This is a genomic window from uncultured Streptomyces sp., from assembly GCF_947488945.1.
GTDB lineage: Bacteria > Actinomycetota > Actinomycetes > Streptomycetales > Streptomycetaceae > Streptomyces.
This window is the reverse complement of sequence record NZ_CANLBS010000005.1, coordinates 96,364-114,216: the sequence shown is the minus strand read 5'-3', so window position 1 is coordinate 114,216 and position 17,853 is coordinate 96,364. Positions and strand designations below refer to the sequence as shown.

The 17,853-nt window shown below is 74.4% G+C and carries 10 protein-coding genes; 5 read left to right on the top strand and 5 right to left on the bottom strand.

What is annotated here, in order from left to right:
* Positions 1-12: 12 nt before the first annotated feature.
* Positions 13-1,413 (bottom strand): type VII secretion integral membrane protein EccD, encoded by a 1,401-nt coding sequence (eccD, locus tag Q0994_RS09365; protein ID WP_299531503.1) that lies wholly within the window; start codon positions 1,411-1,413, stop codon positions 13-15.
* 241 nt (positions 1,414-1,654) lie between these two features.
* On the opposite strand from eccD, the gene eccCa reads away from it, so the two are divergent.
* Both eccCa and Q0994_RS09355 read left to right on the top strand, forming a co-directional pair.
* Positions 1,655-5,611 carry a type VII secretion protein EccCa gene (gene eccCa, locus Q0994_RS09360; protein WP_299532124.1) on the top strand — a complete coding sequence of 1,319 codons (3,957 nt, stop codon included), beginning with the start codon at positions 1,655-1,657 and terminating at the stop codon, positions 5,609-5,611.
* Between the two features lie 131 nt (positions 5,612-5,742).
* Positions 5,743-6,414, top strand: coding sequence for a maltokinase N-terminal cap-like domain-containing protein (locus tag Q0994_RS09355; protein ID WP_299531501.1), 672 nt, complete (start codon positions 5,743-5,745; stop codon positions 6,412-6,414).
* 73 nt (positions 6,415-6,487) lie between these two features.
* Here the strand turns inward: Q0994_RS09355 and Q0994_RS09350 are convergent, their stop codons facing one another.
* Both Q0994_RS09350 and Q0994_RS09345 read right to left on the bottom strand, forming a co-directional pair.
* Positions 6,488-7,747 carry a S8 family serine peptidase gene (locus tag Q0994_RS09350; protein ID WP_299531499.1) on the bottom strand — a complete coding sequence of 420 codons (1,260 nt, stop codon included), beginning with the start codon at positions 7,745-7,747 and terminating at the stop codon, positions 6,488-6,490.
* Positions 7,748-7,858: 111 nt separating this feature from the next.
* Positions 7,859-11,167 carry a right-handed parallel beta-helix repeat-containing protein gene (locus Q0994_RS09345; RefSeq protein ID WP_299531497.1) on the bottom strand — a complete coding sequence of 1,103 codons (3,309 nt, stop codon included), beginning with the start codon at positions 11,165-11,167 and terminating at the stop codon, positions 7,859-7,861.
* 833 nt (positions 11,168-12,000) lie between these two features.
* Here Q0994_RS09345 and Q0994_RS09340 point away from each other — a divergent pair.
* Positions 12,001-13,173, top strand: a complete 1,173-nt coding sequence (locus Q0994_RS09340) for a hypothetical protein (RefSeq protein ID WP_299531495.1) — start codon at positions 12,001-12,003, stop codon at positions 13,171-13,173.
* A 64-nt stretch (positions 13,174-13,237) separates the two neighbouring features.
* On the opposite strand, the gene Q0994_RS09335 is transcribed toward Q0994_RS09340, so the two are convergent.
* Positions 13,238-14,911, bottom strand: a complete 1,674-nt coding sequence (locus tag Q0994_RS09335; RefSeq protein WP_299531492.1) for an acyl-CoA dehydrogenase family protein — start codon at positions 14,909-14,911, stop codon at positions 13,238-13,240.
* Positions 14,908-15,549: a TetR/AcrR family transcriptional regulator gene (locus Q0994_RS09330; RefSeq protein WP_299531490.1), complete on the bottom strand. Its 642-nt coding sequence runs from the start codon at positions 15,547-15,549 to the stop codon at positions 14,908-14,910. The genes Q0994_RS09335 and Q0994_RS09330 overlap by 4 nt, the downstream gene beginning before the upstream one ends.
* A 288-nt stretch (positions 15,550-15,837) precedes the next feature.
* On the opposite strand from Q0994_RS09330, the gene Q0994_RS09325 reads away from it, so the two are divergent.
* Both Q0994_RS09325 and ligD read left to right on the top strand, forming a co-directional pair.
* Positions 15,838-16,839 (top strand): Ku protein, encoded by a 1,002-nt coding sequence (locus Q0994_RS09325; RefSeq protein WP_299531487.1) that lies wholly within the window; start codon positions 15,838-15,840, stop codon positions 16,837-16,839.
* A gap of 49 nt (positions 16,840-16,888) precedes the next feature.
* Positions 16,889-17,827 (top strand): non-homologous end-joining DNA ligase, encoded by a 939-nt coding sequence (gene ligD / locus Q0994_RS09320; RefSeq protein ID WP_299532122.1) that lies wholly within the window; start codon positions 16,889-16,891, stop codon positions 17,825-17,827.
* Positions 17,828-17,853: the final 26 nt, after the last annotated feature.

The following is a 17,853-nucleotide window of genomic DNA, read 5'->3' as shown; positions in this document are numbered from 1 at the left end:
CGCTCCTCCGGATCAGCCGGTGAGGGCGCGCAGCGCGCCGAAGACGCCCAGCACCCACAGCGTCAGCGGCAGCAGGGCGATGGCCAGCAGCGAGTGCAGCAGCTCCGCCGCCCGGCCCCAGTACGGCACCAGCCGCCGCCCCGGCACGGTCCAGGCCGCGATCGCCAGCACCGCCGCGAGCGCCATCAGGCCCACCACCAGCAGCGGCCGGTCCTCGGCCGGGGTGGCCGCCGCCAGGGCGAGGATCAGCAGCGCCGCCCCCCACGCGCCCGGCACCACGAGCGCGAGGCGCTGACGGACGTTGACCATGCCCCGGCCGTGCAGCAGGAGCAGCAGCGACAGCACGACGGCGGTGAGCGTCTCCGGCAGGTCGGGCCGGCGCGACAGGGCCACCAGGCAACCCGCGCACAGCACGCCCGTCGCCGCGTAGAGCGCCGTCATCCACCGGCTCGCCAGCTCGGTCCGGGTCGCCACGTCCGGCCCGTGGTATGGCTCGATGCCCTCCTGGAGCTCCCGCGCGTTGGTCGGCAGCGCCGGCATCCGCATCCCCGCCAGCTTGAACGACAGGGCCGGCACGAACCCGCCGAAGATCACCACCACCGCGGCCGCCGCGCACGCCGCGTCGTCCACCGCGATGTCCAGCACGCTCATCAGCACACCCGCCGCGGCCGAGGCCAGCGCCACCAGCGCCGTCGCCAGGAACAGCGGCGTGTACACCGCCACCATCGCCAGGCCCAGCACCGCCCCGCCGGCCCCCGCCGCCCCGGCGGCCAGCAGCCTGGCCCCGAACACCTGGTGGGCCTGGTCTCCCGCGATCTCGCCGCCCGGCAGCAGCCAGCCCGCGAGCGCCAGACAGGGCGCCGCCATGAAGCCGAGCGTCGTCCCGGTCGCCGCGTCACCGACCGCCCGGCCCGCCGAGGCGGCGCCCGCCAGCAGGAGCAGCCCCATCGCGCCGGCCGTCGCCGCCCGGACCCCGGCGGAGCCGCCGGGCGCGGCGAGCACCACCAACGCCACCACCAGCACCGCGACCACCAGGGCGCGCAGCAGGGCGCGGCCCGCCGCCGGGGTCCAGCCGTGCAGCCGGTCCCGCGTCACCGTGGCGATACCGTCGACCAGGTCGTCGAGCCGCACCTCGGGCAGGGCGTCGGTGTGCGGCCGCAGATGCAGCACGTCGCCGTCCTTCAGCCCGAGCTGGTCGAGGGTGCTCTCCTCGTCGAGCGGCTTCCCGCCGAGCAGTTGAAGGACCCAGCCGTCGTGTTCCAGGCCGTTCTCCTCCACCTCCTCCCCGGCGTAGCGCAGGACGGTGGGCAGCAGGTCGGCCACCGGAACGTCGGCCGGCACGGCCAGGTCCATGGTCCTGGCCGGAGCGCGCACGGTGAGGCGGCAGAGGCCCGCTACGGAGGTTTCGGTCATCGTGGGGGTCACTTCTCCCAGGGCTGGGCCGGAGGGGGGTTTGGACGCGAGAGTTGATCAGATGCAGACTACTGACCGTCGAACAGTTGATCAGACGCAGCGTACTGACCGTCGAACCGCTTCCGGTGAACGCCCCCGTGCGCCCGTCGCCCGACGCCCCGCCAGTCAACAGTGCCCTTAAGGAGCCCGTGCGTTGAGTGTGGTACTGATACGCCGCCCCGCCCGTCGTCGCGGACCCGACATGCCCGAGGGCGAACTCAGCCTCCAGGAACCCCCCACGCTCCCGGAGACCGTCCCCGACACCTCGGCGGTGTGGACCTACCTGCCGATGGCGATGATGTCGGTCTCCATGATGCTGATCTTCATCAAACCCGGCGGGACCAACGGCGTCTTCACCTACCTCGCGCTCGGCATGATGGTCCTCGCCTCGGCCGCCATGATGGTCGGCCAGTTCATGCGCAAGAGCGGCGACCGCAAGCAGCGGCTGCGCGGCGAACGCCGCGACTACCTGCGCTATCTCGCCCAGACCCGCCGCAAGGTGCAGCGCTCCGTCGTGGAGCAGCAGCTCGCCCTCGCCTGGCGGCACCCCGCGCCGGCCACCCTGCGGTCCATGGTCCGCACCACCCGGCTGTGGGAACGCCGGACCAAGGACGACGACTTCGCCGAGATCCGCGTCGCCGTCGGCGACCAGCAGCTCGCGCTGCGGCTGACACCGCTGTCGACCAAGCCCGTCGAGGACCTCGAACCCCTCTGCGCGCACGCCCTGCGCCGCTTCGTCCGCGCCTACAGCACCGTGCCCTCCCAGCCGATCGCGCTCTACCTGCGGACCTGGTCCCGGGTCCTGCTGCGCGGCGACGACGCTGCGCTGCGCTCCATGGTCCGGGCCGCGCTGTGCCAACTGGCCGTCTTCCACCCGCCGGAGGAGCTGTGGATCGCCCTGTGCGTCTCCGACGAACGCCGGGCGGAGTGGGAGTGGGCCAAGTGGCTGCCGCACAGTCTCCATCCCCAGGAGCAGGACGGGGCCGGCCCGGCCCGCCTCATCGCCTCAGCCTTCGCCGACCTGGAGGACCTACTCGGCGCCGAGTTCACCGAGCGTCCCCCGTTCGACCCCGACGCGGTCCCCGGCCGTGACGAGCCCTTCACCGTGATCGTCGTCGACGGCGTCACCGTCCCCGCCGGGCACCGCTTCGACGGGCCGGGCTTCCGCAACAGCGTGGTCCTCGACCTGTCCGGCGCCCTCACCTGGCGTCCCGGCCGCAGCGGACTCCGCCTGGAGGTCGCGCCGGACGCCGTACGCCTGGTGCGCACCGACCGCAGCCGCAAGGAGCAGACCACCCTGCTCGGCCGCCCCGACGCCATGGGCCCCGTGGCCGCCGAATCGCTGGCCCGGATGCTCTCCCCGTACCGGCTCAGCCTCGCAGCCGACGCCGCGGAACCCCTCTCCGCCGACGTGCAGCTCACCAGCCTGCTCGGCATCCCCGACCTCTACCGTCACGATCCGGCCACCCTGTGGCAGCGCTCCACCGGCGCCGCCCGCCTGAGGGTGCCCATCGCGGTCGGCGCCGACGGAGCCCCCGTCGAACTGGACATCAAGGAGTCCGCGCAGGGCGGTATGGGCCCGCACGGCATGCTGATCGGCGCCACCGGTTCCGGAAAGAGCGAACTGCTGCGCACCCTGGTGCTGGGGCTCGCGCTCTCCAACTCCTCCGAGACCCTCAACTTCATCCTGGTCGACTTCAAGGGCGGCGCGACCTTCCTCGGGCTCGACGAACTCCCGCACACCTCAGCCCTGATCACCAACCTCGCCGACGAAGTCGCCCTGGTGGAGCGCATGCAGGACGCCCTGCACGGCGAACTCATCCGCCGACAGGAACTGCTGAGGGCCGCCGGCAACTACATCTCGGCGCTGGAGTACGAGAAGGCACGGGCCGGCGGCGCCGACCTCGCCCCGCTGCCCAGTCTCTTCGTCGTGGTCGACGAGTTCAGCGAGCTGCTCGCCTCGCACCGCGAGTTCATGGACCTCTTCGTGATGATCGGCCGGCTCGGCCGCTCGCTCGGCGTCCACCTGCTGCTCGCCTCCCAGCGGCTCGACGAGGGCCGCATGCACCAACTGGAGAGCCACCTCTCCTACCGCATCGGCCTGCGCACCTTCTCCGCCATGGAGAGCCGCGGCGTCCTCGGCGTCCCCGACGCCTACCAACTGCCCTCCCAGCCCGGCAGCGGCTTCCTCAAGAGCGGCGTCGAGGCATTGACCCGCTTCCGCGCCGCGTACGTCTCCGGGCCCTACCGGCAGCGCCGCGGCGCCGTCGCCCAGGCCCAGGTCGCCAGCCAGGTGGTGCCCTGGTCGGCCGGCTGGGTGGTGCCCCGCACCCCCGCCCCCGTGCCCGACCTGCCGGAGGCCGAGGAAGAGGCGGAGAGCCGCGAGACGCTGCTGTCGGCCGCCCTCGACCGGCTGCGCGACGCCGGGCCCGCCGCCCACCAGGTGTGGCTGCCGCCCCTGGGAGCACCGCCGACCCTCGACGCGCTGCTCCCCGGCCTCACCGCCGACGCCCGGCGCGGCCTCGTCGCCGGCCGCTGGCCCGGCACCGGCAAGCTCCGGGTCCCGGTCGGCATCGTCGACAAGCCCTTCGACCAGCGCCGCGACCCCCTCGTGGTGGACCTCTCCGCGGGCGGCGGACACGTCGCCATCGCGGGCGGCTCGCAGAGCGGCAAGTCCACCGTCCTGCGCGCCCTCATCGCCTCGCTCGCCCTCACCCACTCACCGGCCGAAGTCCAGTTCTACTGCCTCGACTTCGGCGGCGGAACGCTCTCCGCGCTGGCCGGACTGCCGCACGTCGGCGGGGTCGCCGCCCGCCTCGACGCCGAACGCATCAGCCGTACGGTCGCCGAGGTCACCGCGGTGCTCAACCACCGCGAGCAGTTCTTCCTCGACCACCAGATCGACTCCATGGCCACCTACCGCAGGCGCCGCGCGGCCGGCGAGTTCGCCGAGGAACAGCACGGCGACGTCTTCCTCGTCGTCGACGGCTGGTCCGCGGTCCGGCAGAACTTCGACCACCTGCTGCCCACCTTCAACCAGCTCGCCACCGGCGGCCTGAACTACGGCATCCACCTGATCATCACCACCGCCCGGTGGGTCGAACTCACCGCGCAGGTCCGCGACCAGGCGGCGACCCGCCTCGAACTGCGGCTCGGCGACACCATGGACTCCGTGGTGGACATCCGCAAGGCGGCCTCGGTGCCTCGCCAGCCGGGGCGCGGCCTCACCGTCGACACCAAGCTGCACTTCCTCACCGCGCTGCCCCGCATCGACGGCGCCGCACGGCCCGAGGACCTCACCGAGGGCGTCGAGTCCCTGGTCGAGCGGATCGCCGCCGCCTGGGACGGGCCGGCCGCCCCGCAGGTGAGGATGCTGCCGCACCGCCTGCCCGCGGCCGACCTCCCCGCACCCGAACTCGACGAGGGCAGGCTGCGATTCGCCCTCGGCCAGGACGAGGAGACCCTCTCGACGGTCTGGCACGACTTCAGCCGCACCCCGCACCTGATCGCGGTCGGCGACACCGAGAGCGGCAAGACCAACCTGCTGCGCCTCGCCGCCGCCGCCATCACCGCACGGTTCAGCCCCACCGAGGCGCGCATCCTGGTGGTGGACTACCGCCGCGAACTCGTCGACGCCGTCCCCGCCGAGTACCGCCTCGGGCACGCCGTCGCCGTCGACGCCCTCAAGGAACTCGTCGGCGGCTCCGCCCGTGCCCTGGCCACCCGGCTGCCGGGCCAGGACATCACCCCGGCGCGGATGCGGCTCGCGGACTGGTGGTCGGGCCCCCGGCTGTTCGTCCTCGTCGACGACTACGACATGGTCGGCGCGGGCACCGCCTTCGACCACCCCTTTGCCCCCCTCTTCGACCACCTCGCCCTCGGCCACGAGGTCGGCCTCCACATGGTGGTCGCCCGCTCGGCCACCGGCGCGGGCCGCGGCCTCAACGACCAGCTGCTGCGCCGCCTGGACGAGGTGAACACGCCGGGCCTGCTGCTCTCCTGCCCGCCGTCCGAGGGCTACGTCTTCGGCAACATCAAGCCCAAGAACCTCCCCCCGGGCCGCGCCCAGTACATCGCCCGCCGCAAGGCCACTCTCATCCAGACGGCACTCGCCGCCGCCCCGGACGGGACCGGCGAGGAGGGGGAGACACAGGGGTAGGCGCCGGGACGCCGGCCGGACGGCCGGTCCCGCGCCCGGGGCGTGACAATGGGCCCATCAGCACGACCGTCCCGGACGCCGCCGCGGCCGGGACGGTCGTGGAGGCACCGTGCGGAAGGCGTTCAGCACCCATGGCAGTCATCCACAGGACCACGATGGAGCCCGGGAAACTGGAGTTGGCCGGAGCCTGGCTCCCCACCCGGCCCTGGTACACCGGCGACGGGAAGCCGCTGCTGGAGAAGGCCGGCGGATACCGGCTCGACGATCCGGCGGGCGAGGTGGGCATCGAGTTCATGGTGGTCGCCGACACGTCCGGCGACACGCCCGTCGCCTACCACCTGCCGGTCTCCTACCGGGGCGCGCCGCTCGACGGCGCACAGGACGCCCTGATCGGCACCTCCGAGCACGGTGTGCTGGGCCGCCGGTGGGTGTACGACGGCGCGCACGACCCGGTCGTGCTGGAGCGGCTGGTCGCCCTGGTGCAGGGACGTGCCGTGCCGCAGGCGCAGAGTGATTCGGACACCCCCGATCCGACGGTGTCGGCCGAATCCGCCGGAGGTCCGCGCGAGCCGTTCGTCGCGGGCGGGCCGGCACCGGTGGTCGCCGACGGCCCGGACGGCACCGACGTGACGCTGTTCCTCGGCTCGGGCGCCGGGAGCGACCGGCGCCGCGCGGTGCTGCACCTGGCCCGTGTGCTGCGCCCCGGACCGGCGGACGGTCCGGCCGGCTCCGTCACCACCGGCTGGCGGCTGCCGGGCGGCGCGACCCCCCGAGGCGTCTTCGCCACCCTCCGCGACGCCTGAACCGCGCACGCCCGGCCGGTCGGCGCGCACCGATCGGCCGGGCGGCAGGGGGCGTTCGGGGGACGCCCGCGGGTCAGGAGCCCCCGGCCCGGTCCGGTACGGACGCCCCACTCGCTCCGGGCGCCCCGCCCGGCACCGTGCGCCACCGCCGGGCCCGCCCCCGGGGCAGTACCACCGCGGCCCACGCCACCAGCAGAACGACCCCGCCGGCGACCGACGCGATCAGCACGGCGCGCGTCGTGGGCCCGTCGGCCGGGTTGACGGGCAGGTGCACCGCGGACGCCTCGCCGTACCGCTGTACGGGCGCCCCGGCGGTCGCGTCGGACGCGGCACCCACATGGGTCACCGCCGCGTACGGGTCGAGCCGGGGCACCACGTCCGGGTAGGCGGTGGACGTCAGCCGGGCCGCCGTCTGCGCCGCCGTCAGTTCCGGATGCGCCGACCGTACGAGCGCCGCGGCGCCCGCGGTGAAGCCGGCCGCCAAGGACGCGCCCGACCCGATGAAGTGGCCGGTTCCGGCGGTGCCGATGCCCACCACGCCGTCACCGGGCGCCGCCAGGTCCGCTGCGAGCGGGGTGTACGCGCCGTCCGGGCGCCCACCCTTGACATCCACGTCCAGCACCGACAGCACACCGCGTTGCGCCGCCGGCCAGTACGCGCGCGGGGCGGGCGGTGTCGCACCGGCCGCGGAGCCCGTGGGCCCGTCCGGTACGGCGGCGGCCACCACCAGCGCGTCGTGCGCGGCGGCCTCGTCCACCGCGGCGGTGAGTGCCGCCGACCCCGAGGGCAGCGCGGCGGACACGCTGATGACGTCGGCGCCCGCCGCCACCGCCGCCCGGATGCCGGACGCGACGCTCGCCGGGGTCGCCGCGCCCCGCGCGTCGGTTCCCCGTACGCCCAGGACGCGCGCCTCGCGCGCCACCCCCGCGAAGCCGACGCCCTTCGCGGGAGCCGCCGCGATCAGCCCGGCGACGAAGGTGCCGTGCCCGACGCAGTCGTCCCCCGCCCCACGCGTGGCGCTCACCCGCCCCTTCAGCGCGGGCGCCTTCGCCGAGACTCCGGTGTCGACCACCGCCACCTTCACCCCCGCGCCGGAGGAGAACGCCCAGGTGCGGGAGAGCTGGAGGCTCTGCTGCTCCCACGGGACGGCCGTGGCGCGGGACGTCGAACCCCGCCGGCACGCCTGGTCCGCGTCGAGCGCGGAGACGAGCACCGGGAGTTTCACCGTGGTGCCGGTGTCCTCGGGGACGGCCGCGGCCGGCGTGACCGGCACGAGCACGGAGCCTGCGGCGAGGGGGGCGAGGAGGAGCCGTATGAGAGGGCGGCGACGCATGGTCCGCATCCTAAGCGGTGGGCGGGCAACGCCCCGGACGGCCCCGCGACATGACCGCCGGACCCGGCCGCCGCCCGCGGACGCCTCCCGCCCCCGTCCGCTCGGCCACACTCATCCGCGCCGCAGGACGACGTCTTCCGGCAGCAGCAGCCGCAGGTCGTCGAGTCCGGGCGCGGCCATCGAACTGAGCCGCCCGGCCTGACGGGTGATCATGCCCTCCAGGACCTGGCGGGCCAGCCGTGCGTTGCCGAACGAGCGGTCCCGCGGCAGCGCGTCGAAGTGTTCGCGCAGCAGGGAGCCCGTGCCGGGCCCGCACTCGTAGCCGCCCTCCGCCGCGTGCTGGCGCACGATGGTGACCAGTTCGTCGGAGCTGTAGTCCGCGAACTCGACCCGCCGCGAGAAACGTGACGACAGACCGGGGTTGGAGGCGAGGAACCCCTCCATCTCGCGGGTGTACCCCGCGACGATGACCACGACCCGGTCCCGGTGGTCCTCCATGAGCTTGAGCAGCGTGTCCACCGCCTCGCGCCCGAAGTCACCGCCGGAACCGGCGTTGTGCGGGGTCAGGGTGTACGCCTCGTCCACGAACAGCACCCCGCCGATGGCCTTCTCGAAGACCTCGCGGGTCAGCTGCGCGGTGTGGCCGACGTACCGGCCCACCAGCTCCGCGCGGGACACCTCCACCAACTGGCCGCGCGGCAGCACGCCGAGCGAGACCAGCAGTTCGCCGTAGAGCCGGGCCACCGTCGTCTTGCCGGTGCCGGGCGGGCCGGTGAAGACCAGGTGGTGGCTGATGCGCGGCACCGGCAGACCGGCCGCCTCGCGCCGCCGCGCCGTGGACAGCAGGTTCACCATGTCCGTGACGTCCCGCTTCACCGCCGCCAGGCCGACCATGTCGTTCAGCCGCGACAGCGCGTCGCCCTGCGTCGTACCCGCCTCCGCCCCCGCTTCCGGGAAGGCCGCCTCGCCGCCCACGTCCTGCGGCAGCAGCAGCGCCAGGTCCTCCTCGCCGACCTCCGGCTGCTCGGACAGCCGTTGCGCCTGCCGGTCGATCATCTCTTCGAACACCTGCCGTGCGGCACGGCCGTTGCCGAACGACGCGTCGCGCGGCATCCGCTCGAAGTGCACCGCGAGCGCCTTGCGGGTGTCGTCGGAAAGGGCGTACTGGTGCTGGACGCACATGCTCTCCATGATCGCCACCAGCTCGGGCACGGAGTAGTTCTCGAACTCCACCGTCCGCGAGAACCGTGAGGCCAGACCGGGGTTGGAGCCGAGGAACGAGTCCATCTCCTCCGAGTAGCCGGCCGCCACCACCACCACGTCGTCCCGGTGGTCCTCCATCAGCTTCAGCAGCGTGTCCACGGCCTCCCGGCCGAAGTCCGCGCCCGATCCCCGCCCGTCACTGGTCAGGGTGTACGCCTCGTCGACGAACAGCACCCCGCCGAGCGCCCGGTTGAACGTCTCCGTGGTCTTGATCGCGGTACCGCCCACCACCTGCGCCACCAGATCCGCGCGTGACACCTCCACCAGGTGGCCCGAGCGCAGCACACCCAGTTCCGCCAGGATCGTCCCGTACAGCCGGGCGACCGTCGTCTTACCGGTGCCGGGAGGGCCCGCGAAGACGAGGTGCCGGCTCATCGGCGGCGCGGACATGCCCAACTGCGCTCTCCGCTGAGCCAGTTGATTGAGGTTGACCAGCGTTCGCACCTGCTGCTTCACGTTCTGCAGCCCGATCAGCGCGTCCAGCGCCAGCAGGGGCCCGCTCTCCTGCGCCGCGCCGGCGCTCCCCGACCCCGCGGGGTCCGTACCGTCCGCGTCGCCGACCCCCCAGGCGTCGCGCTGGGCGTTGCCGTTGCTCGTCAGGCCCTCCACGGCCAACCGGTCACCCTGCTTCGACTGCACCAGACCGCCGCCCCGGTTCTCCCGGACCACGCAGTTCACCAGCGAGACCGGCGAACCCGACTCCACCCGGATGCCGTCCTTGCCGTTGGCGGACGACTCGCAGGCGTTGAGCGAGGCCCGGCCGCCCTCCCGCACGACCACCCCGTGCTCGGCGGCCTCCGCCACCCGGATCCGGGTGGCGGTGAACTCGCCCTCCGCCTCGACCGCGACCCCGTCGGCCGCGGGCGACCTGATCTCGCAGTCCCGTACGGTCGCGCTGCCGCCAGCCCCGACGAGGATGCCGGCCGCACCCGCACCGGTCACCGACCCGCCGCCCACGTACACGTTGCCCTGCCCCGCCACATGGATGCCGGACCCGCCGGCCCGGTCGATCTCGCAGTCCTCCAGCCGGCCCCGGCCGTCCTTCACCACCTCGACGCCGTGGCCCCCGGCACTGCCCACCCGGGCCCTGCGCAGCAGCGGATTGGCGCCCGAGCGTATGGACACACCCGCGCCCGCCGACTCCAGGACGTCCAGCCGGTCCAGCTCGGCGGTGGACTCCTCCTCCAGCACGACGCCGGTCTCCGCGCAGTCGCGGATCGTCAGCGACGTCAGCGCCGGCGACGCGGAGCCCGCCACCCGCAGCGCCGGGGCGTGCGAGGTGTCGAGCCAGCAGTCCTCGAAGGTGCCGCGCGCGCGGTCGGTGACCAGAATGCCGTTGCCCTGCGTACGGGCCGTCCGGCAGCGGCGCAGCAACGGATCCGTGCCGTGCGACAGCACCATGCCGGGTCCGGTCGTCCCCGTGATCCGCACGTCCTCCAGCAGGGTCCGGGCGGCGCTGGTCAGGTGCACGCCGATCGCCGTGTCGTGCACCACCGTGCGCAGCACCTGTGTGGTGGACCGGCCCTCCAGCGCGATGGACGGCTTGTCGGTGGACGAGATGTCGCACTCCTCGACGGAGCCCTGCGCGTCCCCGTTGGCCAGCACGCCGTTGCCCCGCGCGTCCCGGACCGTGCAGCCGCGCACCGTGACCCGGCCCCGCTCGCCTATGACGACCCCGGAGGTCCCCAGGTGCTCGATCGTGCAGGACTCCACCGAACTGTCCACGGCGGACGTCACCACGACGCCAGCGCCCCCCGGGTTGCTCACCCGGCAGTCCCGCATCGCCAGCGACCCGGTGCCGCGCGCCAGCACCGCGGTCCACGCCGCGCCGGTCACGTCACACCCGTCCAGCGCGACCTGCCCCCGGGCCGCGTCCACCGTCGGCGCCTCCTCGTCGCGCGAGCGCAGCACGAGGTCGGTGAGCATCACCGCGTCCGCCTTCAGGACGACCGCGCTGCCCCGCGGGGGCCGGATCTCCACCGTGCCCCGCGACTGCTCGGCGACGATCGTCACCCGGGTGGCGACGGTGAGACTCTCCTCGTACGTTCCCGGGCGCACACTGATCACGGCACCGCTGCGGGCCCCGGCCAGAGCCTCGCCGATGGTCCGAAATCCCTGGCTTCCGTCCGGACAGACCATCAGTACCTGGCGTGACACGCGCGATCCTCCTCTGTTCGGCACCGCCGCGTTCCACTGTTCGCGCTCCCGGTGCCCGGCACGGGCAGCCCAATCATGCCGCGAACAGCGGGTTCTTCATACCGCAGCCCGGTCCCCGTGCGACAAGGCGGTCCCGTACACGGACGATTCGCACCCGCGAGTGCGCAACGCCCGTCCGGCGCGGCACGGCTGTGCCGCGCCGGACCGTTCCGGCCCTCACCGGGCGTCGGACCCCCGATCGTCGCAGGATACGGTGTGCCCGCGCCGAGGTGCCCGCACGCCCGAGGCGACGGACCGCGCCGACGCACGTCACCGGCCGTTCTTCTGCCTGCCCGTCAGTGCCCCCGCGGTGCTGCCTCTCGTCGGCTCCGGCCGTGTTCCGTCGGTTCGCCCCCACCCCACCCATCCCTCCCCGCCACGCAGAGGACGTCATGACCACGCGCAACGACCACGAGGCAACCGGCGCAGCCGCATCCGGGCCCCGGACCGCACCGGCGGGGGCGGGCACGGAACCGGAGCCGACGAGCACGGAACCGGAGCCGACCGGCACGGAACCCGAACCGACGGACACCGCGTCGGCCTCGGCCCCCGACGGTGCGCCGGAGGCCGGGGCCGAGATACCCGGCGCGGTGACGGCCGAGACGGCCGTGGCGGCGAAGCCAGGGGCCCCGACGGGCAACCGGGAGAGGTCCGGCACCGCCGCGTCCGGGGCCGGTACGCCCGCCACCGCTGCATCCGGCACGCCCGCGTCCGGGTCCGCCCCGGCTCCGGTCGCCGCGCCCGGAACCCCTGAGACCGCCTCAGAGGCCCTCGGAACCACAGCTTCTGAGTCGGTGGCTCCCGAGACGGTGGCCCCCGAGGCGGCGCTGTCCAGCGAGGCCGTCGACGAACCGGCCGCCGACGGGACGGCGAGCGCCGCGCACGCCACGGCGGGGGCGGCGACAGCGGATACCGCCACCGCCACCGCGACGGATCCCGACGCCGATGGCTCCGACACGTCGGCCACGGCCGCGGACCCCGCCGCGCCGGACACCCCCGCCGGCCGCCCCAGCCGGGCGATCCTGGCCGGCGCGGCCCTGTTGGGCGTCCTGCTGATCACCGTGCCCTTCCTGATCACCGCCGGCGGCGACGACCCGCAGGGCGGGTCCGCGACGGGCGAGGGACCGGGGACCGTGCTCGGCGGCGCGGACCCCGGCCTGCCCGGCTCGTTCGGCTCCGCCGGCCCGTCGGCGCGCCCCGCGAAGCCCGGTGGCACCGCGCCCGCCTCCGCGCAGGACGCGAAAGACGGACAGGACGCGAAGGACACGAAGGCGGGGCAGGACCCGCAGGGCGCGGAGGCCGGCGACGCCCCCGCCCGCCCGGCCGCCCCGGGCGCCACCGCACCGGCCGCCGGAAAGGCCACCGCCGGCAGCACGGGGAAGGCCGTCCCGCCGCCCGCGGACGCCGGGCAGCCGGCCGGGGCCCCGGCGCGGGCGGCGTCCACCGTGGTCTACTCCGGCGTCGTCGGACACGGCTGCCCCACCCCCTCCGGCGGCGGCTACCGGCAGGTCCACTACTTCACCGACGGCACCGACGGCTGGTACACCCGCACCACCGCCGCGTGGACCGGCAACGGCTGCGACGGCAGCTACGCCGCCGTCCCCATGTCCGGCTCCACCACCACGGACACCCCCGACAACCGGGTCATGTGGTGGTGGAAGCCGGGGTCCCGCGCCAAGAGCTGCCGGATCTCCGTCTACGTCCCGCAGAGCAACACCACCCTCTACGTGGGCGGGCACCCGACCTCGTACCACGTACTGGTCGACGCCAACGACCGGACGACGAAGTACGCGAGCTTCCGCATCGACCAGGCCGGCCACCGGGGGCAGTGGGTCGACGCGGGCACCTTCCCGGTGAAGGGGTCCACCATCGGGGTGAAGCTGCTCGACCGCGGCGACGACTGGTCCGCAGGCTGGGGCAAGGCCCATCACGCGGCGGCGCAGATGAAGGCGGTCTGCAACTCCTGAGGCGCTCGGAGCGGGAAGGGGCGGCCCCGCCCCTCCGCCGCGGCCCGGGCGCCTCCGCCCCCGCTCACTCCGGCGTGACCGGCAGCCGGCCGAGGATACCGGCGATGTCGAGACCGGCCGGCAGGGCGCCGAAGGCGAGGCCGCGGCGGTCGCCGAAGCGGGACGCGCAGAAGGCGTCGGCGACCGCGGCCGGCGCGTGCCGGACCAGCAGGGAGCCCTGGAGGACCAGCGCGAGCTGCTCGACCAGGTGGCGGGCGCGGAACTCGGCGTCCTCGGGCGAGGCCAGCTCGCGGGCCACCCGCGTCCACGCCGCGTCCAGCCGGACGTCGCCGCCCGCTGCCGCCCCGATCTCGGCGCGGAACGCCTCGAACGACGCCGGCTCCCGGTTCAGCGCCCGCAGCACGTCGAGGGCGTTGACGTTCCCGGAGCCCTCCCAGATGCCGTTGAGCGGGGCCTCGCGGTACAGCCTCGGCATGCCGGACGCCTCGTCGTAGCCGTTGCCGCCGAGGCATTCCAGCGCCTCCGCGACGGCCGTCGGCTGGCGCTTGCAGATCCAGTACTTGCCGACGGCGGTGCCGAGCCGCAGGAAGGCGCGCTCCTGGTCGTCGCCGTGCTGCGCACGGTCCACCGCTCCCGCGAGCCGCAGGGCGAGCGTGGTCGCCGCCTCCGATTCGAGGGCCAGGTCGGCGATCACATTGCGCATCAGAGGCTGATCGATCAGCTTCGCGCCGAACGCCGACCGGTGGCGCACATGGTGCGCCGCGTGGGTGAGCGCGGTGCGGATGCCGGACGACGAGCCGAGGACGCAGTCCAGCCGGGTCAGCGTCACCATCTCCAGGATGGTCTTGATCCCGCGGCCCTCCGGCCCGACCGGCCAGGCCACCGTGTCGTCGAACTCGGGCTCGCTGCTGGCGTTGGACCGGTTGCCGAGCTTGTCCTTGAGCCGCTGGATGCGGAAGCTGTTGCGGCTGCCGTCCGGCAGCACCCGCGGCACGAAGAAGCAGGAGAGCCCGCCCGGCGCCTGCGCGAGTGCCAGGAACACGTCGTTCATCGGGGCGCTGGTGAACCACTTGTGACCGCGCAGCCGCCAGGTGCCGTCCGGAGCCTGCGTGGCCGTCGTGGTGTTGGCGCGCAGATCGGTGCCGCCCTGCTTCTCCGTCATGCTCATCCCGGCCAGCAGACCCGCCTTCGCCGCGGGTGCCCGCAGCCCCGGTTCGTAGATCCGGGAGGCGAGCAACGGCTCGTACAGCGCGGCGAGTCCGGGCGCCGCACGAAGGGCGGGGACGGCGGCGTACGTCATCGACACCGGGCACAGGTGGCCCTGCTCCGCGAAGCTCCAGACCATGAATCCGGCGGCCCGGACCACGTGTGCGGCGGGCCGGTCGTCGGCCCACGGCGCCGCCGCCAGCCCTTCGCGGACGGCCACGTCCATCAGTTGGTGGTACGACGGGTGGAAGTCCACCTCGTCCACCCGGTTGCCGTACCTGTCGTGGGTGCGCAGGACCGGCTCGTGGCGGTTGGCCTCCTCGCCCCAGCGCTGCGCCTCCTCGCCGCCCGCCAGCCGGCCTAGCCGGTGCAGGTCGTCGAGGTGCCGGGCGGCGCCCTCGCGGCGTACGCCTTCCAGCAGGACCGGGTCGTCGGCGACGTCGTGCCCGGTCAGCGGCGCTGCCTGGTTGGTCACCTGGTGGGTGGTCGCGCGCGGGGAACTGCGGACCACGTGGTCGGCGGGTGCGGTCACGGGAACCTCCGGTCTCGGGGTGCGGACGTCAGGGGCGCCGCCCCGGCACAGCGCAGGGCGCAGGCGGTCAGCTCGGCCACCAGGCGGTCGGCATCGCCGTCGGCGGGTTCGGCGAGCGGATCCACCAGGATCTCCCCGACGGCACCGCTGAGCGCCGCCGCGGTCACCTCGGGGTCCTGGCGGGGCAGCAGCCCGGCCGCGACGCCCTCCCGGACGACCTCGGCGAACAACTGCCGGTAGCGGCGGCGGAACGCCAGGCGCTCCACGTCCACCGCCGATTCGGCCGGCGCGACGAGCAGGGCGTGGGCGAGCCCTCGGCGCTCCATCGCCCGGCGGGCGAAGACGGTGACCCCGTCGGCCAGCCGTTCCACCGGGTCGCCCGCGCCCTCCCGCAGCACCTCGCCCAGCACCTCGACCTCCCGGGCCGCGGCGCGCCGGAAGACCTCGACGGCGAGCGCCGCCTTCGACGGGAAGTGCTGGTACACGGAACCGGCGGACATCCCGGCCGCGGCGGCCACCGCGGTGACGGAGGCGTTGCCCCAGCCGGTCTCGGCGACCACGTCGGTCGCCCGGTCGATCAGCCGCTCGCGGGCGGCCCGCAGACGGTCGTGGACGGCGGGGGTCCTGCGGTAGGCCATGGAAGAAGTGAAGCACTGTTCAGAGCTTCATGACAAGGCTGCGGCGAGCCGGACCGGGCCATCGCCGACCGGCGCCGCTCGGTACCGGTCCGGGCGCCGTCCCGGGGAGACGGCGGCGTTCCAGGATCCCGGCGGCGTTCCGGGAACCCGGTCGGCGGCCACCCGCCCCGCCGGCCCCTGCGGATGCGCCCGGACCCCTCCGGCACCAGGATCGGACGTACGGAACACGGCTCCGCGATGCGCGCGCACGCGCTCCGGTCCCGTCCGCCGGACGTCAGGAGGTCAGGTATGCCGAGGCCCTTGTGGACCGGCGCGATCAGCTTCGGACTGGTCACCATCCCTGTCAAGGTGGTGTCCGCGACCGAGGACCACTCGATCCACTTCCACCGGGTGCACCTGGAGGACATGGGGCGGGTGCGGACCCGGAAGGTGTGCGCGCTCGACGACGAAGAGGTGCCGCCGGAGGAGATCGGCAAGGGCTACGAGGTCGCCAAGGACCAGGTGGTGCCCGTCACCGACGAGGAACTGGACGAGCTGCCGCTGCCCACCGCGAAGGCGATCGAGATCGTCGCGTTCGTGGACGCCGACGGCATCGATCCGGTCCGCATCGGCGACTCCTACTACCTCGCCGCCGACGGCCAGGTCTCGGCCAAGCCCTACACCCTGCTGCGCCGGGCCCTGGAACGCTCGGAGAAGGTCGCGGTCGCCAAGTTCGCGTGGCACAACAGGGAGCGGCTGGGGCTGCTGCGGGTGCGCGAGGGGGCGATCGTCCTGCACTCCATGCGCTGGCCGGACGAGATCCGCAGCCCCGACGAACTCGCGCCGAAGGAAGTCGAGTTGGACGAGGACGAGATCGAGCGTGCCGTGCAGCTCACCGACAGCCTGGCGATGGACGACATCTCCGGCTTCCGGGACGAGTACCACGAGGCGCTGGAACGGCTCATCGAGGCCAAGTCCGCGGGCCGGGAGGTTCCGGAGCCGGAGGAGGGCGAGGAGCCGCAGGCCGGAAAGGTGGTGGACCTGATGGCCGCGCTCAACGCCTCGGTGCAGGCCGCCAAGGAGACCCGCGGCGAGAGGGGCGGGTCCGGTGGCGACGCCACGGTGCACGAGATGCGGCCCCGGAAGAAGGCCGCGAAGAAGACGGCTGCGAAGAAGGCGGCGGCCGGGAGCACGAGCACGAAGTCCGGCGCGGCCAAGAAGACCGCCGCCGGGAAGACGGCCGCCGGGAAGAGCACGGCCAAGAAGACGGCCGCGAAGAAGACCGCGGCGAAGAGGCGCAGTGCCTCCTGAGCGTGCGGCGGGGCCACGGGCAGCATCGTTGCTGCCCCTGGTCCCGCCGATGCTCGCCACCCCCGGCGCCCTGCCCGCCCACGACGACCAGTGGGCGTTCGAGGTCAAACAGGACGGTCAGCGGGCCACCGTCTACGCGGGCGGGGACGGTTCCCTGCTCCTGCGGGCACGCTCCGGCGCCGACATCACCGCCGCCTACCCCGAACTCGCCCCGCTCGGCGACGCTTTGCGCGGGACCCCGGCGGTCCTGGACGGCGAGATCGTCGCCTTCGACGACGCGGGCCGGGCCGACTTCGAACGGCTCCAGTCCCGGATGGGACTCGCCGGCTCGCCCGCCAGAGCGGCCCGGATGGCCTCCCGGGTCGCCGTCCACCTGATCCTCTTCGACGTGGTGCACCTGGCGGACCGCAGCCTGACCGGCCTCCCTTACGCGGACCGGCGCGACCTCCTCGAAGGGCTGGCGCTGCGGGGCGACCGCTGGTCCACCCCCGCGGCGATCGTGGGACACGGGGCCGAGGCGCTGGAGACGACCCGCGCCGCCGGCCTGGAAGGCATCCTGGCCAAGCGGCTCACCTCGCACTACGAGCCCGGGACCCGCTCCCGTTCCTGGATCAAGATCCGCCACGTGGCGACGACGGACGTCGTCGTCGGCGGCTGGGTACCGGGCCGCGGCCGCCTCGACGGCCGGCCGGGCGCGGTGCTGGTGGGGGAGTGGTCCGGGGACGTGCTCCGGTACGCGGGGAACGTCGGAACCGGCTGGAGCGACACCGAACGCGCCGCGCTCGCCGCGTTGCTGGAGGAGTCGGCCACCGACGTCTGCCCCTTCGAACCGAAGCCGCCCGTCGCCGGCGCCCGCTGGGTCGAGCCGCGCCTGGTGGCGGAGGTCCGGTACGCCACCCGGACCCGCGCCGGCCGGCTCCGCCAGCCTTCCTGGCACCGCCTGCGCCCCGACCTCACCCCGGACGACCTCGCCCGGCACCGCGCGTGAGCCGTCCTGCCGGTGGGCTCCCGCCC

Excerpts from the sequence above, each read along its gene's own strand:
- eccD (WP_299531503.1), bottom strand. The coding sequence starts at position 1,413 with ATGACCGAAACCTCCGTAGCGGGCCTCTGCCGCCTCACCGTGCGCGCT.
- eccCa (WP_299532124.1), top strand. The coding sequence starts at position 1,655 with ATGCCCGAGGGCGAACTCAGCCTCCAGGAACCCCCCACGCTCCCGGAG.
- Q0994_RS09355 (WP_299531501.1), top strand. The coding sequence starts at position 5,743 with ATGGCAGTCATCCACAGGACCACGATGGAGCCCGGGAAACTGGAGTTG.
- Q0994_RS09350 (WP_299531499.1), bottom strand. The coding sequence starts at position 7,747 with ATGCGTCGCCGCCCTCTCATACGGCTCCTCCTCGCCCCCCTCGCCGCA.
- Q0994_RS09330 (WP_299531490.1), bottom strand. The coding sequence starts at position 15,549 with ATGGCCTACCGCAGGACCCCCGCCGTCCACGACCGTCTGCGGGCCGCC.
- Q0994_RS09325 (WP_299531487.1), top strand. The coding sequence starts at position 15,838 with ATGCCGAGGCCCTTGTGGACCGGCGCGATCAGCTTCGGACTGGTCACC.
- ligD (WP_299532122.1), top strand. The coding sequence starts at position 16,889 with ATGCTCGCCACCCCCGGCGCCCTGCCCGCCCACGACGACCAGTGGGCG.